Raw genomic sequence first — 16,456 nt, 5'->3', positions numbered from 1 at the left:
ATCGAGCTGTGAGCACAGAGAACAGCACGCGCGCGCCGTTCCCGGGCCACCCGGGGGCGGCGCGCCGCGTTTCCGACAAACTCCCCGTGTTCCCCTGGGACAAGCTGGAGCCGTACAAGGCCACCGCACTCGCCCACCCCGAGGGCCTGTGCGACTTCTCCGTGGGCACCCCGGTGGACCCGGTCCCCGAGGTGATCCAGAAGGCGCTGGCCGCCCACACCGACACCCCCGGCTACCCGACCGTGTGGGGCCCGCTGGAGCTGCGCGAGGCGATCGCCGGCTGGCTGCACCGCCGGGTCGGCGCCGGGATCGGCCCGCAGGCCGTCCTCCCGACGGTCGGCTCCAAGGAGCTGGTGGCCTGGCTGCCGACCCAGCTCGGCCTCGGCCCCGGCGACCAGGTCGCCTACCCGCGGCTGGCCTACCCGACCTACGAGGTGGGCGCACGGCTGTGCGGCGCCGAGCCGGTCGAGTACGACTCGGTGGACGAGCTGGACGGCTCCCGGGTGCGCCTGCTCTGGGTGAACTCGCCGTCCAACCCGACCGGCCGGGTGCTCGGCGCGGACGAGCTGCGCCGCGCCGTCGCGTGGGCCCGGGAGCACGGCGCGCTGCTGGTCAGCGACGAGTGCTACCTGGAGCTGGGCTGGGAGGCCGACCCGGTCTCCGTCCTGCACCCGGACGTCTGCGGCGGCGGCCACGAGGGCCTGCTGGCCGTCCACTCGCTCTCCAAGCGCTCCAACCTGGCCGGCTACCGCGCCTCCTTCGTGGCGGGCGACCCGGTGGTGGTCAAGGAGCTGCTGGAGGTGCGCAAGCACGGCGGCATGATCGTGCCGGCGCCCGTCCAGGCCGCGACGGTCGCCGCGCTGGCGGACGACGCGCACGTCGCCGAGCAGCGCGGGCGGTACGCGGCCCGGCGCTCGGCGCTGCGCTCCGCGCTGGAGGCGTACGGCTTCCGGATCGAGCACTCCGAGGCGAGCCTGTACCTGTGGGCGACCCAGGACCGGCCGTGCTGGGAGACGGTGGCCGAACTGGCCGCGCTGGGCATCCTGGTGGCGCCCGGTGACTTCTACGGGCCGGCCGGCGAGCGGTTCGTGCGGGTCGCGTTCACCGCGACCGACGAGCGGGTCGCCTCGGCCGTGGCGCGGCTGAACGCGGCGCGCCCGGCGTAGGGAAACGCGACGAGGGGCCGGTGTTCGCGTCCGAACACCGGCCCCTCGCCCTTGGTCGGGAACGACCCGCGGGCTACAGCGGCAGGCCGCTGATGCTGCCGCCGTTCACGCCGTGCAGCAGGCCGCCGACCGGGCCGAGCGCGCCGGTGAGGCCGGAGAGCGGGTTGTTCGGGCCGAGGTCGGCGCCGCCGAGGCGGTTGGCCGAGCCGTGCTCCGCCAGGCCCAGGACGTCGGTGCCGGGCAGGCCGCCGGGCACGGCGTGCTCGACCGAGCCGAGCGGCAGCGCGCGCTCCACCGAGCCCAGCGGCAGCGCGTCGGTGACGGCGTTGGTGCTCGGGACGGCGCCGGAGAGCTTGTCGGCGCCGGGCAGGCCCTGCGCGACGCTGCCGGTCTGGGCGAGCCCGCCGACCGGGCTGGCGGCGGCGCTGCGGGTGCCCATGGCCTTGCCGGTGACGGCCTCGCCGAGCTTGCCGGCCAGGGCGGAGGCGACCTTCGGGGCGACGTGGGCGAGCTGGCCGGTGGTCGCGGCCGTCTGGTCGACCGGGGCGGTGAACGAGCTGGCCTTCTCGTTGGCCTCGGGCAGCTGGTGGGCGACGATGTTGCCCGCGGCGTCGGCGGAGGCGGGCACGCCCGCGGCGACGGTGGCCGCGCCGGTGGTGCCGGCGGCCTGGCCCAGCTGGTGGGTGGTGTGCTGCAGGGTGGAACCGGTGTCGGTGTTGGTCAGCTGGCCCAGCGGCGCCGCGAGGTCGCTCTTGGGCAGCAGGGCGTCCCCGCCCAGGGCGGACGCTGAGCCGGCCGCGATCAGCGGGGTGGCTCCGGCCGCCACGACGAGCGCGGCCTGGGCGATCCGGCGCGTGAGGGGGTGAGACATGGGGCTCCTCGAAGGGGTCTGGGTCCGTCCCGTCCGCCGGGAGGACGACCGGGCGTGGACGACCGGGCGGACGAGTTGTTACCGCTTGAGAAGCCAGAAGGTTTCGGCCGGAGCAAGGAAAGTGTCGGACCTACCGTCAGATCGTATGACCGCCGCACGGGGTCGTTCCGGGGTGCCCGCGACACCCCGGAGCGCGCCCCGGCCAAGGGGAGTGATGGTTCTCCACCCCGGTCGGCCGGACCGGGTGCCCGGTCCACCGGGGTTGACCGAAATCACCCGTCCGGCGGCAACCCGAACGCCAGTGCGTCAGCTCTTCCCGGACGGGGCCAGGGTGACCTGGACGAGCTTGGTCGACGTCCCCGAGGACTGCGACTGCCAGCCGTCCTCCGACTCGTCCTTGCGCCAGATCTTCCCGTCGTAGGCGACCGTCGCGATGCCCAGCTGCTGCGCCTGCGCGACCGCCCAGTGCGCGACCTGCCAGCCGCCCGCCCGCTCGGCGTCCACCCCGCCGCCGGCGGCGCCGTCCGTCGCCGAGGTCAGCGCGGCCGCGGCCGGATCCGGGGTCAGCGAGACGGCGTTCTCCGCACCCTTGATCGTCGAGGTGTAACCCGTCGCCGGGGTCACCGTGCGGCCGAACTCCCGGCGCACCCGGTCCGAGAGCACCTGCGCCCGGTCCGGCGGCGCGGCCGCGGGGGCCGGGGCCCCGGCGCTCGGCGCGCCCGCGGTGGCCGAGGGGGAGTCCTCCGGATCCGGCTTGGCGTAGTCGTGCACCACGCAGGAGAAGGAGGCGGGCTCCCGCCCGGCCAGCGCGCTGGTCAGCAGCGTCGCCTTGGTCTCGTGCTTGGCGTACGCCTGCGGGTAGCCGCTCTTCTGCACCGCCTGCGCGGCGTCGGTCAGCGGCAGCCGGGTGTAGCCGGGCACCTTGACCAGACCGTCCAGGAACTTGTTGGTCGCGTACACCGGGTCGGCGATCTGCGCCGCGGTGCCCCAGCCCATCGACGGGCGCTGCTGGAACAGGCCGAGCGAGTCCCGGTCGCCGCCCGCGAGGTTGCGCAGCTTCGACTCCTGCATGGCCGTGGCCAGCGAGATCGCCGTCGCCCGGTCCGGCAGGTTGCGGGCGTGCGCCACCGCCGCGATGGTCGCGGCGTTGGCCGCCTGCGGCAGCTCCAGGGTGCCCTCGCCGGTGGCGGTCTTCACCCGGCAGCCCTCGTCCTCGCCCTGCTTGAAGCCGAACCACCAGATGCTGGCCACCGCCAGCCCCGCGATCAGCGCGAGGCCGATCAGGCCGACCAGTACGGACAGCAGGGCGCGCAGCGGACCGCGGCGGACGACGGGCTCGAACTCCTCGCCGTCCTCGCCCAGCTCCTCGCTGCTCCTCTTCCTGGCCACCGTCGCCCCTCTCGCGCCTTGTCCTTGATCCGACACCGTACCCACTCGGACGGGTGTACGGCGCCGCCGGTTGCCGTTCCGTGCCCGACCTGTGTCACAGCGCGACCACGGAGGGCGCCCGGCGGGAGCACTAGGCTGACCGCCATGAGCGACCTCAACCCGACGCCCCTGGACCTCACCCTCGACGGCGGCGCGCTGACCGCCCGGCTCGTCGACTTCCCCTCGGTGAGCGGCGACGAGCAGGCGCTCGCCGACGCCGTCGAGGCCGCCCTGCGCGGCTACCCGCACCTCACCGTGGACCGCCACGGCAACAACGTGGTCGCCCGGACGAACCTCGGCCGCGCCGAGCGGGTCGTGCTCGCCGGCCACCTGGACACCGTGCCGATCGCCGACAACCTGCCCTCCTACGTCGACGGCGACCGGCTCTACGGCTGCGGCACCTCGGACATGAAGTCCGGCGTGGCCGTCGCGCTGCGCCTGGCCGCCTCGCTGACCGAGCCCAACCGCGACCTCACCTACGTGTTCTACGACTGCGAGGAGGTGGAGGCCCACCGCAACGGCCTCGGCCACCTCGTCAAGGACCACCCGGACTGGCTGGCCGCCGACTTCGCGGTGCTGATGGAGCCCACCGGCGCGATGGTCGAGGGCGGCTGCCAGGGCACCCTGCGGGCGCAGATCCGGCTCACCGGCGTGCGCGCCCACGCGGCCCGCAGCTGGCTCGGCGACAACGCCATCCACCACGCCGCCGAGGTGCTGACCCGGCTGGAGACGTACGAGGCGCGGCGGGTGGAGATCGACGGCCTGGAGTACCACGAGGGCCTGAACGCGGTGCGGATCGACGGCGGCGTGGCCGGCAACGTGATCCCCGACGAGTGCGTGATCACCATCAACTTCCGCTACGCGCCGGACCGCAGCGAGGCCGAGGCGGAGAAGCACGTGCGCGAGGTCTTCGACGGCTTCGAGCTGACCGTGACGGACTTCGCCGCGGGTGCCCTGCCCGGCCTCGCCCAGCCCGCCGCCCGGACCTTCCTGGAGGCCACCGGCGGCCGCGCCCGGGCCAAGTTCGGCTGGACGGACGTCGCCCGGTTCAGCGCGCTCGGCGTCCCGGCCGTCAACTACGGCCCCGGCGAGCCGGACCTCGCGCACAAGCGGGACGAGTGGTGCTCGCTGAGCGCCATCGCCGAGACCGAGGAGCGGCTGCGGGGCTGGCTGGCCGGCTGACCCGGACGGCCGTCAGCAGCTGATCCGATCGGCTGGTGAACGCCACCTTCCGGTCGCCCAACCGACCTTCCCCCGTTGCCTGAAAACGGGGGAAGGTCGGCGTAGGGTTTCGTCATGACAGGCACAGGAGACGAGAAGCACTACGGACACGGGCCCGAGCAGGTCGGCGCGCCCCGGACGAAGAAGGCCTGGCCCGAGAAGCAGAAGGGCCCGGTGCTGGTGCGCCGGGACCAGGTCGGCACGAGCACCACGGACCAGCGCCTGCTGGACACCACCGGCCCGACCGACTGGCTGCACACCGATCCGTGGCGGGTGCTGCGGATCACCTCCGAGTTCGTCGAGGGCTTCGGCGCCCTCGCCGAACTCCCGCCCGCGATCAGCGTCTTCGGCTCCGCCCGGACCCCGGCCGACTCGCCCGAGTACGAGGCCGGCGTGGCCATCGGCCGGGCCCTCGCCGAGGCCGGCTACGCGGTGATCACCGGCGGCGGCCCCGGCGCGATGGAGGCCGCCAACCGCGGCGCCACCGAGGCCGGCGGCCTCAGCGTCGGGCTCGGCATCGAGCTGCCCTTCGAGCAGGGCCTCAACGAGTTCGTCGACCTCGGGCTGAACTTCCGTTACTTCTTCGTCCGCAAGACGATGTTCGTGAAGTACGCGCAGGGCTTCGTGGTCCTGCCCGGCGGGCTCGGCACGCTGGACGAGCTGTTCGAGGCGCTCACCCTGGTCCAGACGAAGAAGGTCACCCGCTTCCCGGTGATCCTCTTCGGCAGCGCCTACTGGGGCGGCCTCTACGAGTGGCTGAAGGACACCCTGGTCGCGCAGGGCAAGGCGGCCCCGCACGACCTGGAGCTCTTCCACATCACCGACGAGATCGACGAGGTCATGAAGATCCTCGCCGACGCCCGCCGGCCCGCGAACGAGATCTGACCGCTCGCTAGGCCAGCCCCCGGCGGGCGACCGCCGGGGGGCGGGTGCCCCGGATCGAGGCGACCATGTCCAGCACCTGGCGGGTCTCCGCGACCTGGTGCACCCGGTACACCTGCGCGCCCAGCCAGGCCGAGACCGCCGTGGTGGCCAGCGTGCCGAGCAGCCGCTCGTTCACCGGCCGGTCCAGGGTCTCGCCGACGAAGTCCTTGTTGGAGAGCGAGACCAGCACCGGGAAGCCGGTCGCGGTCATCTCCGGCAGCCGCCGGGTGGCCTCCAGCGAGTGCCGGGTGTTCTTGCCGAAGTCGTGCCCCGGGTCGATGACCACCGCGTCCCGCCGCACGCCGAGCTCCACCGCCCGCTCGGCCAGCCCGACCGTCACCCGCAGGATGTCCGCCATCACGTCCTCGTACCCGACCCGGTGCGGGCGGGTGCGCGGCTCGGCGCCGCCCGCGTGGGTGCACACCAGGCCGACGTCGTGCCGGGCGGCCACCTCCGCGAGCTTCGGGTCCACCCCGCCCCAGGCGTCGTTCAGCAGGTCCGCGCCCACCTCGCAGACCGCCTCGCCGACCTCGTGCCGCCAGGTGTCCACGCTGATCACCGCCTCGGGGTGGCGCTTGCGCAGCTCCGCCACGAACGGCACGGTGCGCCGCAGCTCCTCCTCGACCGTCACCTCGTCGCCCGGCCCGGCCTTGACCCCGCCGATGTCCAGGATCGCGGCGCCCTCGGCCACCGCCCGGTCGGCGGCGGCGAACGCGGCCTCGTCGGCGAAGGTGGCGCCCTTGTCGAAGAACGAGTCCGGGGTCCGGTTGACGATCGCCATGATCACCAGCTCGTCGTCACCGAATTCGCGCGGTCCCAGGCGCAGTGCCACCGATGTCTCCTCCACAGCTGCTGCGGGTGCGATGATGGCCCCCGGCCTCACTGGGAACCATGCTGTCATGATCGGTTCGATCCCGGGCACCACTGCGCCCGGGCCCCACGGAGAGGGCCGACCGGGAGTTCGGGAGGAAAGCTCGTGTTCTGGGTGATCGTGGTCGCCATGGCCGTGGTGGTCGGCGGCGCCGCGCTGGTGGCGCTCGGCGGGGGCGGCTCGATGCCGGAGGCGGTGCCCGACCGCATCGCCGCGCGGCTGCCGCAGGACCGTCCGCTGAGCAAGACGGACGTCGACGAGCTGCGCCTGCCGATGGCGCTGCGCGGCTACCGGATGGACGAGGTGGACGACGTGCTCGACCGCCTCGGCGCCGAACTCGCCTACCGCGACGCGCGGATCGCCGAGCTGGAGGCCGCCGCCCACCTGCGCGGCGCGGTCGAGGCGACCGGCCACCCGGACACCCTCACCGAACCGCTTCCCGGCCTGGAGGCGTTCGCGAAGGTCGTCGAGCCGGCCGTCGCCCTCACCAAGGCGCCCGCGGACCGCACCGAGGACGCGAAGCCGGCGGCCGACCAGTGAGCGAGCCCGCCGGCGGCGCGGTGCTCGGCGCGGACGGCCTGCTCCGCTGCGGCTGGGGCGAGTCCACCGACGACTACCGGGCCTACCACGACACCGAGTGGGGCCGCCCGGTGCACGGCGACGACGCGCTGTTCGAGCGGGTCTGCCTGGAGGCCTTCCAGTCCGGCCTGTCCTGGCTGACCATCCTGCGCCGGCGCGAGGGTTTCCGGGCCGCCTTCGCCGGCTTCGAGATCGCCCGGGTCGCCGAGTTCGGCGAGGCCGACCGGGAGCGGCTGCTCGCCGACCCCGGCATCATCCGCAACCGGGCCAAGATCGAGGCGGCGATCGCCAACGCGAAGGTCGCCCGCGAGCTGGACGGCGGCCTGGACGCGCTGATCTGGGGCTTCGCCCCGGCACCGGACCGGCCGGCCCCCCGCACGCTCGGCGAGGTGCCGGCCGTCACGCCCGAGTCGACGGCGCTGGCGAAGGCGCTGAAGAAGGCCGGCTTCCGGTTCGTCGGCCCGACCACCGCCTACGCCCTGATGCAGGCCTGCGGCCTGGTCGACGACCACCTGGCGGACTGCCACGTCCGCACCGGCCCGCAACGGCGTTAGCGCCCCAGGTACTTCGGCTTCTCCTTGGCGATGAAGGCGCGGACCGCGATCCGGTGGTCCTCGCTCTCCCCGGCCAGCGTCTGCAACTCGTCCTCCTTGTCGAGGAGTTCGTCCAGCGAGTGGGAGGCGCCGTAGGCCAGCGACGCCTTGATGGCGCCGAACGCGACGGTCGGGCCCTCGGCCAGCTCGCGGGCGAACACCCGGGCGGTGGCGGCGAGTTCCTCGGGCGCGACCACCTTGGTGGCCAGCCCCAGCTCCATCGCCTCGGCGGCCTTGACCGTCCGCGGCAGCATCAGCAGCTCGGTGGCCTTCGCGTGCCCGACCAGCCGCGGCAGCGTCCACGACGCGCCCGAGTCGGCGGTCAGGCCGATCCCGGCGAACGCGGTGTTGAAGCCGGCCCGCTCGGACAGGATGCGGAAGTCGCAGGCGAAGGCGAGCGAGGCGCCCGCGCCGGCCGCCACGCCGCCGACCGCCGCCACGGTCGGCTTGCGCATCCCGGCCAGTGCCCGCACGAGCGGGTTGTAGTGCTCGGCGACGGTGCGCAGCGCGCCTTCGCCGGTCTCCTCGGCCCGCTTGAGCAGCGTCAGGTGCTCGTTCAGGTCCTGCCCGACGCAGAAGGCGCGCTCGCCCGCCCCGGTCAGCAGCACCGCCCGCACGGCCGGGTCGGCGGCCGCCTCGATCATGGTGTCGCGCAACGCGACCTTGGTCGCGACGTCCAGGGCGTTCATCGCCTCCGGACGGTTGATGGTGACGACGGCGAGGCCGCCGTCCAGCTCGTACAGCACGGAATCGGACATGGACGAGGGCTCCCTCGGGCGAGACGGCGCGTGAGCCGCGATGATCGGTCGGGAGTCAGGATGCCGGAGCGCGGGGCCGCATGGGGAGTGTGAGGTATCGCACCCTCCGGTGGTGTCCGAACCGCCGCCACGCCGGGGCTTATGACGCGAATTGCGATGGTTGGGGCCGGTCCGGCCGTGGATGCACCGAGAGTGATGTTGGTCATCAGGCCTTGGCATGCGGGATAATGGCTTCCGATCAATGCGTTCGATACCGGCGGTGGACGGACTGCCGGTGCGTAGCTGAGCGGTTGCAGGAAGGGGAACGAGCATGGCGGCCATGAAGCCGCGGACGGGTGACGGCCCGCTCGAAGTCACCAAAGAGGGGCGGGGCATCATCATGCGCGTTCCGCTCGAAGGCGGCGGACGCCTTGTGGTGGAGCTCACGCCTGACGAGGCCGAAGCCCTGGGCGATGCCCTGAAGCAGGTCACCGGCTGACCCAGCGGGTGCTCGCCGTCTCCTGGAGACGTGCCGTCGGGCCCGGGTGCGACGACGAGTCGGCCCGGGCCCGCGTGTTCTCCCGGGCCCGGCCGCGTGCCGCGCCCCGCGCCGCTCAGCGCTTGACGGCGCAGAGCAGCCCGTCAGAGACCGGCAGCAGCGCGGGCAGCAGCGCGTCGCTCTCCCGCACGTCCCGGACCAGGTCGCGCACCGCGCCGGTCTGCGGGTCCTGCAGCTCCGGCTCGGCGAGCCGGCCCTCCTGGAAGACCCCCTCGAAGCAGACCATCCCGCCCGGCCGCAGCAGCCGCAGCGCCTCCAGCAGGTACTCCCGCGACTCGGCCGGATCGCCGTCGCAGAACACCAGGTCGTACTGGCCGTCCGCGAGCCGCGGCAGCACCTCCAGCGCCCGGCCCGGTATGAACCGCGACCGGTTGGCCGCGAACCCGGCCGCCTGGTACGCCTCGCGGGCCAGCTGCTGGCGCACCGGCTCCGAGTCCACCGTGGTCAGCACGCCGTCCGGCCGCATCCCGCGCAGCAGGTAGACCCCGGAGACGCCCGTCCCGGTGCCGATCTCGGCCACCGCCTTGGCGTCCAGCGCCGCCGCCAGCAGCCGCAGGCACGCCCCGCCGCTCGGCCCGATCGCCCGTATCCCGGTCCGCGCGGACTGCGCCCGGGCGTAGGTCAGCACCGCGTCCTCGCCCACGTAGGTGTCGGCGAGGGCCGCGCGCGCGGGCCCGAACTCGCTGATGGCTGCCTCTTTCGGAGCCCCGGGTCGCGGCCCGGTGCCGGGGGATGTCGATATTTCCTGCCACAGATTACTGGCCGGACGGGAACCGCGTACGGCGGCGGGCCGTTGTCAGTGCGGACCGGGTGGGGGAGACCCCTCCCGGACACTTTTATCCGGGCTTGACGGGTGAGGTGGATATGGTGGTGGCCCTGCTGGGCAGAAGAGCCGACCGAGGAGGTGTGGCCGAGGGCGACGTCCCCGTGCGGCGGCACTCCCGCGGCACCACGTCGGCCCGTACGCCGAAGCCCGTGATGAACCAGCCCGCGCACTCCCCCCTGGACCAGCCCGTCACCGCCGGGACGCCGGCCGCCGGTACCACCGCGGCCCCCGCCCTCGCCGGCTTCGCCGAGGGCCCCGACGCGCAGGGCTGGACTCCGCCCACCTGGGAGGAGATCGTCGAGGCGCACAGCGCCCGCGTCTACCGCCTCGCCTACCGTCTGACGGGCAACCAGCACGACGCCGAGGACCTCACCCAGGAGGTCTTCGTCCGGGTGTTCCGCTCGCTGTCCACCTACACCCCCGGCACGTTCGAGGGCTGGCTGCACCGGATCACCACCAACCTGTTCCTGGACATGGTCCGCCGCCGCCAGCGCATCCGCTTCGACGCGCTCGGCGAGGACGCGGCCGAGCGGCTGGCCTCCCGCGAGCCCAGCCCGGCCCAGCACTTCAGCGACACCCACTTCGACGCCGACGTGCAGCAGGCGCTGGACACCCTCGCCCCGGAGTTCCGCGCCGCCGTGGTGCTCTGCGACATCGAGGGCCTGTCCTACGAGGAGATCGCCGCCACCCTGGGCGTCAAGCTCGGCACCGTCCGCAGCCGCATCCACCGCGGCCGCTCCCACCTGCGCGCCGCGCTCAAGCACCGCGCCCCCGGGCAGGCGCCCGGCCGCGAGCGCCGCGGCGGCTCGGAGGAGCCCGAGCCGGTGGCGGTCGGTGCCGTCGAGGCCGCGCCGAGCGGGCGCGGACGGAGGCGATCGTGAGCGCAACCGGCCGGTCCGGGCCGGGCCAGTCGGACGCGTCCGGCCGGTCCGCCGGAAGGCGGGGCTGGGCCCTTCCGGGCCGCCGCGGCGGCGAGGACCAGGGCGAGCCCGCACCGCCCGCGCTCGCGCTGCCCGCCGAGACCGCACTGCGCCCCGTCCCGGTGCGCCCCACCGAGCCCGCCGCCGAGGAGCACCACCTCGGCGAGCGGCTGTCCGCCTTCGTGGACGGCGAACTCGGGCACGACTCGCGCGAGCGCGTCCAGGCCCACCTGGCGACCTGCCCGCAGTGCCTGGCCGAGGCCGACGAGGGCCGCGCCGTCAAGCACCTGCTGACCCGCACCGGCACGCCCGGCCCGTCCGCCGGGCTGATGGCCCGGCTGATGGCCGTCGCCGAGCTGCCCGAGGACGGCCCGGCGGGCCTCGACCGGCCGACCGGCCGGGGCCGCCGCGACGATGACGACGACCTGCCCGGTGGCGGGGTCGCCGCCACCGGCACGCTCGGCGGCAGCCGGCTCACCGGCGGCTCCTTCGGCCGCGGCGCCGGCTCCTCCTTCGGCGCGGGCGCGCTCGGCGCCGACAGCCCCGTGCCCGGGGTCGACCCGCGCGCCTTCGGGCGCGGCGGCTCGGTGCTGCGGCCGCTGATCGGCCGGCGCTCCGACAACCCGGAGGCGGTCGCCCGTCCGGAGCCGGCCGCCCGCCCGGCAATCGCCGGCCGGCCGCGCGCCGGCTCGCCCGCCGTCCGCACCCCGGCGCCGCGCGGGCGCCGCCTGGTCTTCGCCGCCGCGGGCGCCTTCTCGGTCGCCGCGGTGACGCTCGGCGGCGTCGGCGGGCTCAGCCTGCAGGGCGAGGAGCCGACCGGCACCTCGGTCAGCCCGGTCGACCGGGGCGGCCGCGGCGGGCTCGTCCCGATGAACGCCCAGGTGCCGGTGGACTTCCCGGCCCGCGCGGTCGCCGCCACCCGCGAGGCGACTCCGCCGCCGACCCCGGAACGCCTCCCGGGCGGCCTGGCCGCGCTTCGCCAGCAGATCCGCTGACGCTGGACGATTCGGCCACCGGCTGGTCTTTACCACGGCTTCATCGCCTCGATGGTCGGGGACCCGCCGGTGGCCATTACGCTGTAGGGACGTCGTCCGATTCGCTAGGGAGCCTGGGTGTTCACCGATGTTGGCGGGCTGAAGCTCCTGACCCTCGCCGTGCTGGCGATCATCGTCTTCGGTCCGGACAAGCTGCCCAAGCTGATCCAGGACACCATGGGCTTCATCCGGAAGGTCCGCTCCTTCGCCGACAACGCGAAGGAGGACATCCGCAGCGAGCTGGGCCCGGAGTTCAAGGACTTCGAGTTCGAGGACCTGCACCCCAAGACCTTCGTCCGCAAGCAGCTCATGGGCGACGGCGAGGACCCGCTGGGCCTCAAGGGGATGAAGGACACCATCGACATCCGCTCCGTCCTGGACGACAAGCCCGCGGCGCCGGTGAACGGGCGGACGGGCGGCGTGAGTTTCGACAAGGCCGCCCCGGCCGCCGCCTCGACCGGCGCGCCGCTGCAGCCCGGCGAGCGCCCGCCCTTCGACCCCGACGCCACCTGAGCCGCGACGCCACCCGAGCCCCGGCTCCGCCCCGCTCCGACACGCGAACCGCCCCGCCCGGCCGCCCGGCTGAGCGGGGCGGCGGCACGTCCGGGGCTATTGTGCTGATTGCTCCCGCCGAGCCGTCCGTCACAGTCCGCCCGCAGTGGGCCCGGAAGGCCCCCGGGGGCGCCGCGGTACGCCACCATGGAGCGCGGCAGCGGCAGGCACACGTGCGGTTGAGGAGGCCCGGGGATGGACGCGACGAGTCAGGCGGGAGGGGCGACGGCCACGGCCGGCGCCCCGGTGGTCGGCGGGCAGGCCGGGCCGGCGGACCCGCTGGTGCCCTACCTGTCCGCCGACTTCCCCTGGTACGGCCTGGACGACGGCTGGACCGGACGCCGCTACCTGATGCAGGCCGGCGCCGGCGGCCCGCGCGCCGGAGCGGCCGGCAGCGTCGACTACGGCTCGCTCGGCCACGGCGAGGAGCCGGCCCGACAGTACGAGCCGCGCGACATGCGCCGGTTCGCGGTCGTGGTCACCGTCGCCCGCCGGGACAGCCGCCGCAGCGCCGACAACACCGGCACGCTGGAGGCCACCTCCGCCTCCTCCGCCGCCTGGCTGGCCGGCTCCGGCCTGCTCGGCGCCACCTGGCCGGGGCAGCTGGACCGGGCGCTGCGCCAGGACTGGATGGACCAGCAGAGTGCCCTCGCGTGGGACCTCGCCGACGACCTGGACGGCCCCGGCTGGTCCACCCTCAGCCTGCCGGTCAACGGCCTGCCGCAGCCGTTCCGCTACCGGGAGTCCGAGTACGGCTGGGTGCTGGCCGGCGAGGCCCCCGGCGTCCTGCTCGGCGCGTACGGGCGCGGCGTCAGCGCCTACGGCGCGGGCTTCGCCACCGTCCCCGACCTGGCCGCCTACACCCGGCCGTAAGGCCTGCGGGCACGACGAGGGCCGGGCGGTACGACCGCCCGGCCCTCGGTCACACCCGGATCAGAACTTGTTCTTCGGCGTCAGCCCGAGGGACAGCCCCGACAGGCCGCGCTGGCGGCCGCCGAGCTTGCCGGCCACGGCGCGCAGGGCGGCGCCGGCCGGGGAGTCGGGCGCGGCGAGCACGACCGGGCGGCCGTCGTCGCCGCCCTCGCGCAGCCGCACGTCGATCGGGATCGAGCCGAGCACCGGGACGGGCGCGCCGACCGTGCGGGTCAGCGCGTCCGCGACGGTCTGGCCGCCGCCGGTGCCGAAGACGTCGATCATCTCGTCGCAGTGCGGGCACGGCATGCCCGACATGTTCTCGATCACGCCGACGATCTTCTGGTGGGTCTGCACGGCGATCGTGCCGGCCCGCTCGGCCACCTCGGCGGCGGCCATCTGCGGGGTGGTGACGATCAGGATCTCCGCGTTCGGGACGAGCTGCGCCACCGAGATCGCGATGTCACCGGTGCCGGGCGGCAGGTCCAGCAGCAGCACGTCCAGGTCGCCCCAGTACACGTCGGCGAGGAACTGCTGCAGCGCCCGGTGCAGCATCGGGCCGCGCCAGACGACCGGGGCGTTGCCCGGGGTGAACATGCCGATCGAGATGACCTTCACGCCGTTCGCCTGCGGCGGCATGATCATGTCCTGGACCTGGGTGGGCCGGCCGTCGACGCCCAGCATGCGCGGCACGCTGTGGCCGTAGATGTCGGCGTCCACCACGGCGACCTTCAGGCCGTCCGCGGCCATCGCCGCCGCCAGGTTGACCGTCACCGAGGACTTGCCGACGCCGCCCTTGCCGGAGGCCACCGCGTAGACGCGGGTCAGCGTGCCCGGCTTGGCGAACGGGATCTCCCGCTCGGGGGCGCCGCCGCGCAGCAGCTGCGACAGCTCCTTGCGCTGCTCGTCGCTCATCACGTCGAGTTCGACCTCGACGCCGGTCACGCCGGCGACCCTGCCGACCGCCTCGGTCACCCGGGTGACGATGGTCTCGCGCATCGGACAGCCGGAGACGGTCAGGTAGACCGCGACGCGCACCGCGCCGCCCTCGCCGATCTCGACCGATTTCACCATCCCGATCTCGGTGATCGGGCGGTTGATCTCCGGATCGTTGACGGTCGCGAGTGCCTCGCGCACGGACTCCTCCGTGACGCCGGCCGCGACCTCTGTCTCGTTGGCCATGCCTTGATGGTACGGCTCCGGGCGAACTCGTTAACCGGCCGGTAGCGTGCCGCCGGTCACAACGCCTCGGGGGCGCCCCGCCGTTCGTCCATTTCCCTGAGCAGCGACTGCAGCTCGGAGCGGACGAAGTCCCGGGTGGCGACCTCGCCGAGCCCGTGCCGCAGCGCCGCGACCTCGCGGGTCAGGTACTCGGTGTCGGCGATGCTGCGATCGCTGCGCGCCCGGTCCTGCTCCATGTTGACCCGGTCCCGGTTGTCCTGCCGGTTCTGCGCCAGCAGGATCAGCGGAGCCGCGTAGGAGGCCTGCAGCGACAGCGCCAGGGTCAGGAAGATGAACGGGTACTCGTCGAAGCGCGCGGCGGCCGGCAGCAGGGTGTTCCACCCTATCCAGACCACGACGAACACCGTCATCCAGACGATGAACCGCCCGGTGCCCAGGAAACGGGCGATCCGCTCGGACAGGACGCCGAAGGCCTCCGGGTCGTAGGTCGGCAGCGAGATCAGGCCCGGGCGCGCGGTGCGCGGCTGGTCGAGCCGGGCCCGGCTGGACCCGGTGATCGGGGCGGTCTCCGCCCGCCGCTCCCGGGCGCCCTCGCGGGTGCGCAGTTCGCGCAGCTGGCGCAGCGAGCGCAGTTCGCCCTGCAGCCGCCGGCGCGCGGATTCGTCCGGCCGTCCGTTGCGGTCACCGTCCACCGGTCACCCCTTCCGAGTCGTCGTGGCGGGTGTCGTGGTGCGCGTCGTCGTGGGCGTGCAGCGCGGCGTCGCGCCAGTCCTCCGGCAGCAGGTGGTCCAGGACGTCGTCGACGGTCACCGCGCCGAGCAGGTGGTCCGCCTCGTCGACCACCGGAGCGGCGACCAGGTTGTAGGTCGCCAGGTAGCTGGTGATCAGCGGCAGCGGGGTGTCCGGCGGCAGCGGGTCCAGGTCGTCGTCGACCAGCGAGCCGACCAGCACGTACGGCGGCTCGCGCAGCAGCCGCTGGAAGTGCACGGTGCCCAGGTAGCGGCCGGTCGGGGTCTCGCTCGGCGGCCGGCAGACGAACACCTGGGCGGCCAGCGCGGGCTTGTGGTCGCGCACCCGGACGCGGGCCAGCGCCTCGGCGACCGTCGCGTCCGGCTCCAGCACGATCGGCTCGGTGGTCATCAGACCGCCGGCGGTGTCCTCCTCGTACGAGAGCAGGCGGCGCACCGGCGCGGCCTCGTCCGGCTCCATCAGCTGGAGCAGCCGCTCCGCCTCGTCGCCGGGCAGTTCGGAGAGCAGGTCGGCGGCGTCGTCCGGGTCCATCGCCTCCAGGACGTCGGCGGCGCGCTCGTCCTTCAGCTTGCCGATGATCTCGACCTGGTCGTCCTCGGGCAGCTCCTCCAGGACGTCGGCCAGCCGCTCGTCGTCCAGCGCGGCGGCCACCTCGGCCCGCCGCTTGGCGGACAGGTGGTGCATCACCCCGGCCAGGTCGGCGGGGCGCAGCTGCTCGAAGGTGGCGAGCAGGTTGGCGGCGCCCTGGTCCTGCTCGGGCAGCGCGAAGCCGGTGACGTCCTGCCAGTCCAGGGTCAGCCGCTCGCCCTTGCCCTTGCGTAGCCGGCCGGCCCGGCCGACCTGCACGAAGACCTTGCTGATCTCCCACTCGCGCAGCCGGGTCTGCACCATGCCGACGTCCAGCACGGTGACGGCCTCACCCGTCTTGGACCAGGTGACGGTGCGGTCCAGCAGCTCGGCGAGCACCAGCGTCTCGGACGGGCGCTGCTCGAAGCGGCGCAGGTTGATCACGCCGGTGGTCAGCACCTGGCCGGACTCCAGGCTGGTCACCCGGGTCATCGGCAGGAAGATCCGGCGCCGGCCGACCACCTCCACCACCAGGCCCAGCACGCGCGGCGGACGGCCGCCCAGCCGCAGCGAGACGACCACGTCCCGGACCCGGCCCACCTGGTCGCCGTTCGGGTCGAAGACCGCGAGGGCGGACAGATGGGAGATGAAGACCCGGGTGCCTGGCCCTGCCATGAACTCCCTCGACTCGCTCGACGCCGTGACGAAGGGTGCGCCGAGCACACCCGCGGCCAAGGCTACCCACCTGTCGGGTACCCGGCACG

At 74.3% G+C, this 16,456-nt stretch carries 18 protein-coding genes; 10 read left to right on the top strand and 8 right to left on the bottom strand.

Features of this window, described 5'->3' with window-relative positions; translation table 11 throughout:
• Positions 1-8: 8 nt before the first annotated feature.
• The gene (gene dapC / locus AB2U05_RS12345; protein ID WP_369183208.1) at positions 9-1,166 is read left to right on the top strand and encodes a succinyldiaminopimelate transaminase; all 1,158 of its coding nucleotides are present in this window, start codon (positions 9-11) and stop codon (positions 1,164-1,166) included.
• Between the two features lie 73 nt (positions 1,167-1,239).
• Here dapC and AB2U05_RS12340 read toward each other — a convergent pair whose 3' ends face one another.
• Complete coding sequence (locus AB2U05_RS12340) at positions 1,240-2,037, bottom strand: hypothetical protein (protein ID WP_052706683.1); 798 nt, start codon at positions 2,035-2,037, stop codon at positions 1,240-1,242.
• 306 nt (positions 2,038-2,343) lie between these two features.
• Positions 2,344-3,426: a hypothetical protein gene (locus AB2U05_RS12335; protein ID WP_369183207.1), complete on the bottom strand. Its 1,083-nt coding sequence runs from the start codon at positions 3,424-3,426 to the stop codon at positions 2,344-2,346.
• A 144-nt stretch (positions 3,427-3,570) separates the two neighbouring features.
• On the opposite strand from AB2U05_RS12335, the gene dapE reads away from it, so the two are divergent.
• Together dapE and AB2U05_RS12325 are read left to right on the top strand one after the other, a co-directional pair.
• Complete coding sequence (gene dapE, locus AB2U05_RS12330) at positions 3,571-4,647, top strand: succinyl-diaminopimelate desuccinylase (RefSeq protein ID WP_045700944.1); 1,077 nt, start codon at positions 3,571-3,573, stop codon at positions 4,645-4,647.
• Between the two features lie 114 nt (positions 4,648-4,761).
• Positions 4,762-5,571: a TIGR00730 family Rossman fold protein gene (locus AB2U05_RS12325; protein ID WP_045700938.1), complete on the top strand. Its 810-nt coding sequence runs from the start codon at positions 4,762-4,764 to the stop codon at positions 5,569-5,571.
• 7 nt (positions 5,572-5,578) lie between these two features.
• Here AB2U05_RS12325 and folP read toward each other — a convergent pair whose 3' ends face one another.
• Positions 5,579-6,391 carry a dihydropteroate synthase gene (gene folP / locus AB2U05_RS12320; RefSeq protein WP_045700990.1) on the bottom strand — a complete coding sequence of 271 codons (813 nt, stop codon included), beginning with the start codon at positions 6,389-6,391 and terminating at the stop codon, positions 5,579-5,581.
• A 195-nt stretch (positions 6,392-6,586) separates the two neighbouring features.
• Between folP and AB2U05_RS12315 the strand changes: the two genes are divergently transcribed.
• Together AB2U05_RS12315 and AB2U05_RS12310 are read left to right on the top strand one after the other, a co-directional pair.
• Positions 6,587-7,021, top strand: coding sequence for a DivIVA domain-containing protein (locus tag AB2U05_RS12315; protein WP_045700936.1), 435 nt, complete (start codon positions 6,587-6,589; stop codon positions 7,019-7,021).
• On the top strand, positions 7,018-7,614 hold the full coding sequence (locus tag AB2U05_RS12310) for a DNA-3-methyladenine glycosylase I (protein ID WP_045700933.1): 597 nt from the start codon (positions 7,018-7,020) through the stop codon (positions 7,612-7,614). Before AB2U05_RS12315 ends, AB2U05_RS12310 begins: the two co-directional genes overlap by 4 nt.
• Here AB2U05_RS12310 and AB2U05_RS12305 read toward each other — a convergent pair.
• Positions 7,611-8,411, bottom strand: coding sequence for an enoyl-CoA hydratase-related protein (locus AB2U05_RS12305; protein ID WP_045700931.1), 801 nt, complete (start codon positions 8,409-8,411; stop codon positions 7,611-7,613). The two genes, AB2U05_RS12310 and AB2U05_RS12305, sit on opposite strands and share 4 nt — an antisense overlap.
• Positions 8,412-8,721: 310 nt before the next feature.
• Here AB2U05_RS12305 and AB2U05_RS12300 point away from each other — a divergent pair, with 310 nt between their 5' ends.
• Positions 8,722-8,889: a DUF3117 domain-containing protein gene (locus AB2U05_RS12300; RefSeq protein ID WP_078860537.1), complete on the top strand. Its 168-nt coding sequence runs from the start codon at positions 8,722-8,724 to the stop codon at positions 8,887-8,889.
• Positions 8,890-9,004: 115 nt separating this feature from the next.
• Here AB2U05_RS12300 and AB2U05_RS12295 read toward each other — a convergent pair whose 3' ends face one another.
• Complete coding sequence (locus AB2U05_RS12295) at positions 9,005-9,637, bottom strand: O-methyltransferase (protein WP_045700929.1); 633 nt, start codon at positions 9,635-9,637, stop codon at positions 9,005-9,007.
• 176 nt (positions 9,638-9,813) lie between these two features.
• Here AB2U05_RS12295 and sigE point away from each other — a divergent pair, with 176 nt between their 5' ends.
• The 4 genes from sigE (at position 9,814) to AB2U05_RS12275 (ending at position 13,154) form a co-directional block, all read left to right on the top strand.
• Complete coding sequence (sigE, locus tag AB2U05_RS12290; RefSeq protein WP_244178948.1) at positions 9,814-10,656, top strand: RNA polymerase sigma factor SigE; 843 nt, start codon at positions 9,814-9,816, stop codon at positions 10,654-10,656.
• Positions 10,653-11,690, top strand: a complete 1,038-nt coding sequence (locus AB2U05_RS12285; protein ID WP_369183206.1) for a zf-HC2 domain-containing protein — start codon at positions 10,653-10,655, stop codon at positions 11,688-11,690. Before sigE ends, AB2U05_RS12285 begins: the two co-directional genes overlap by 4 nt.
• Before the next feature lie 117 nt (positions 11,691-11,807).
• The gene (locus AB2U05_RS12280) at positions 11,808-12,242 is read left to right on the top strand and encodes a sec-independent translocase (RefSeq protein ID WP_045700927.1); all 435 of its coding nucleotides are present in this window, start codon (positions 11,808-11,810) and stop codon (positions 12,240-12,242) included.
• Between the two features lie 234 nt (positions 12,243-12,476).
• The gene (locus AB2U05_RS12275; RefSeq protein WP_045700925.1) at positions 12,477-13,154 is read left to right on the top strand and encodes a hypothetical protein; all 678 of its coding nucleotides are present in this window, start codon (positions 12,477-12,479) and stop codon (positions 13,152-13,154) included.
• 60 nt (positions 13,155-13,214) lie between these two features.
• Here AB2U05_RS12275 and AB2U05_RS12270 read toward each other — a convergent pair whose 3' ends face one another.
• From AB2U05_RS12270 to AB2U05_RS12260, 3 genes are all read right to left on the bottom strand, one after another.
• Positions 13,215-14,375 (bottom strand): Mrp/NBP35 family ATP-binding protein, encoded by a 1,161-nt coding sequence (locus AB2U05_RS12270; protein ID WP_369183205.1) that lies wholly within the window; start codon positions 14,373-14,375, stop codon positions 13,215-13,217.
• Positions 14,376-14,431: 56 nt separating this feature from the next.
• Positions 14,432-14,932 carry a DUF1003 domain-containing protein gene (locus tag AB2U05_RS12265; protein ID WP_369185943.1) on the bottom strand — a complete coding sequence of 167 codons (501 nt, stop codon included), beginning with the start codon at positions 14,930-14,932 and terminating at the stop codon, positions 14,432-14,434.
• 124 nt (positions 14,933-15,056) lie between these two features.
• Entirely contained in the window at positions 15,057-16,367 is a 1,311-nt protein-coding gene (locus AB2U05_RS12260; protein ID WP_045700981.1) for a CBS domain-containing protein, read from the bottom strand.
• Positions 16,368-16,456 lie beyond the last annotated feature (89 nt).

Origin of the sequence: Streptomyces sp. Y1, from assembly GCF_041053115.1 — a bacterium.
GTDB classification, from domain to species: domain Bacteria; phylum Actinomycetota; class Actinomycetes; order Streptomycetales; family Streptomycetaceae; genus Kitasatospora; species Kitasatospora rubellomurina.
The sequence above is the reverse complement of the archived record's forward strand: the minus strand, read 5'-3'. Positions and strand labels throughout refer to the sequence as shown.

Bases quoted from the DNA above. Each gene is read 5' to 3' on its own strand.
- AB2U05_RS12325 (WP_045700938.1), top strand. From the start codon at position 4,762: ATGACAGGCACAGGAGACGAGAAGCACTACGGACACGGGCCCGAGCAG.
- AB2U05_RS12305 (WP_045700931.1), bottom strand. From the start codon at position 8,411: ATGTCCGATTCCGTGCTGTACGAGCTGGACGGCGGCCTCGCCGTCGTC.
- AB2U05_RS12300 (WP_078860537.1), top strand. From the start codon at position 8,722: ATGGCGGCCATGAAGCCGCGGACGGGTGACGGCCCGCTCGAAGTCACC.
- folP (WP_045700990.1), bottom strand. From the start codon at position 6,391: ATGGCGATCGTCAACCGGACCCCGGACTCGTTCTTCGACAAGGGCGCC.
- sigE (WP_244178948.1), top strand. From the start codon at position 9,814: ATGGTGGTGGCCCTGCTGGGCAGAAGAGCCGACCGAGGAGGTGTGGCC.
- dapE (WP_045700944.1), top strand. From the start codon at position 3,571: ATGAGCGACCTCAACCCGACGCCCCTGGACCTCACCCTCGACGGCGGC.
- AB2U05_RS12270 (WP_369183205.1), bottom strand. From the start codon at position 14,375: ATGGCCAACGAGACAGAGGTCGCGGCCGGCGTCACGGAGGAGTCCGTG.
- AB2U05_RS12340 (WP_052706683.1), bottom strand. From the start codon at position 2,037: ATGTCTCACCCCCTCACGCGCCGGATCGCCCAGGCCGCGCTCGTCGTG.
- AB2U05_RS12275 (WP_045700925.1), top strand. From the start codon at position 12,477: ATGGACGCGACGAGTCAGGCGGGAGGGGCGACGGCCACGGCCGGCGCC.
- AB2U05_RS12260 (WP_045700981.1), bottom strand. From the start codon at position 16,367: ATGGCAGGGCCAGGCACCCGGGTCTTCATCTCCCATCTGTCCGCCCTC.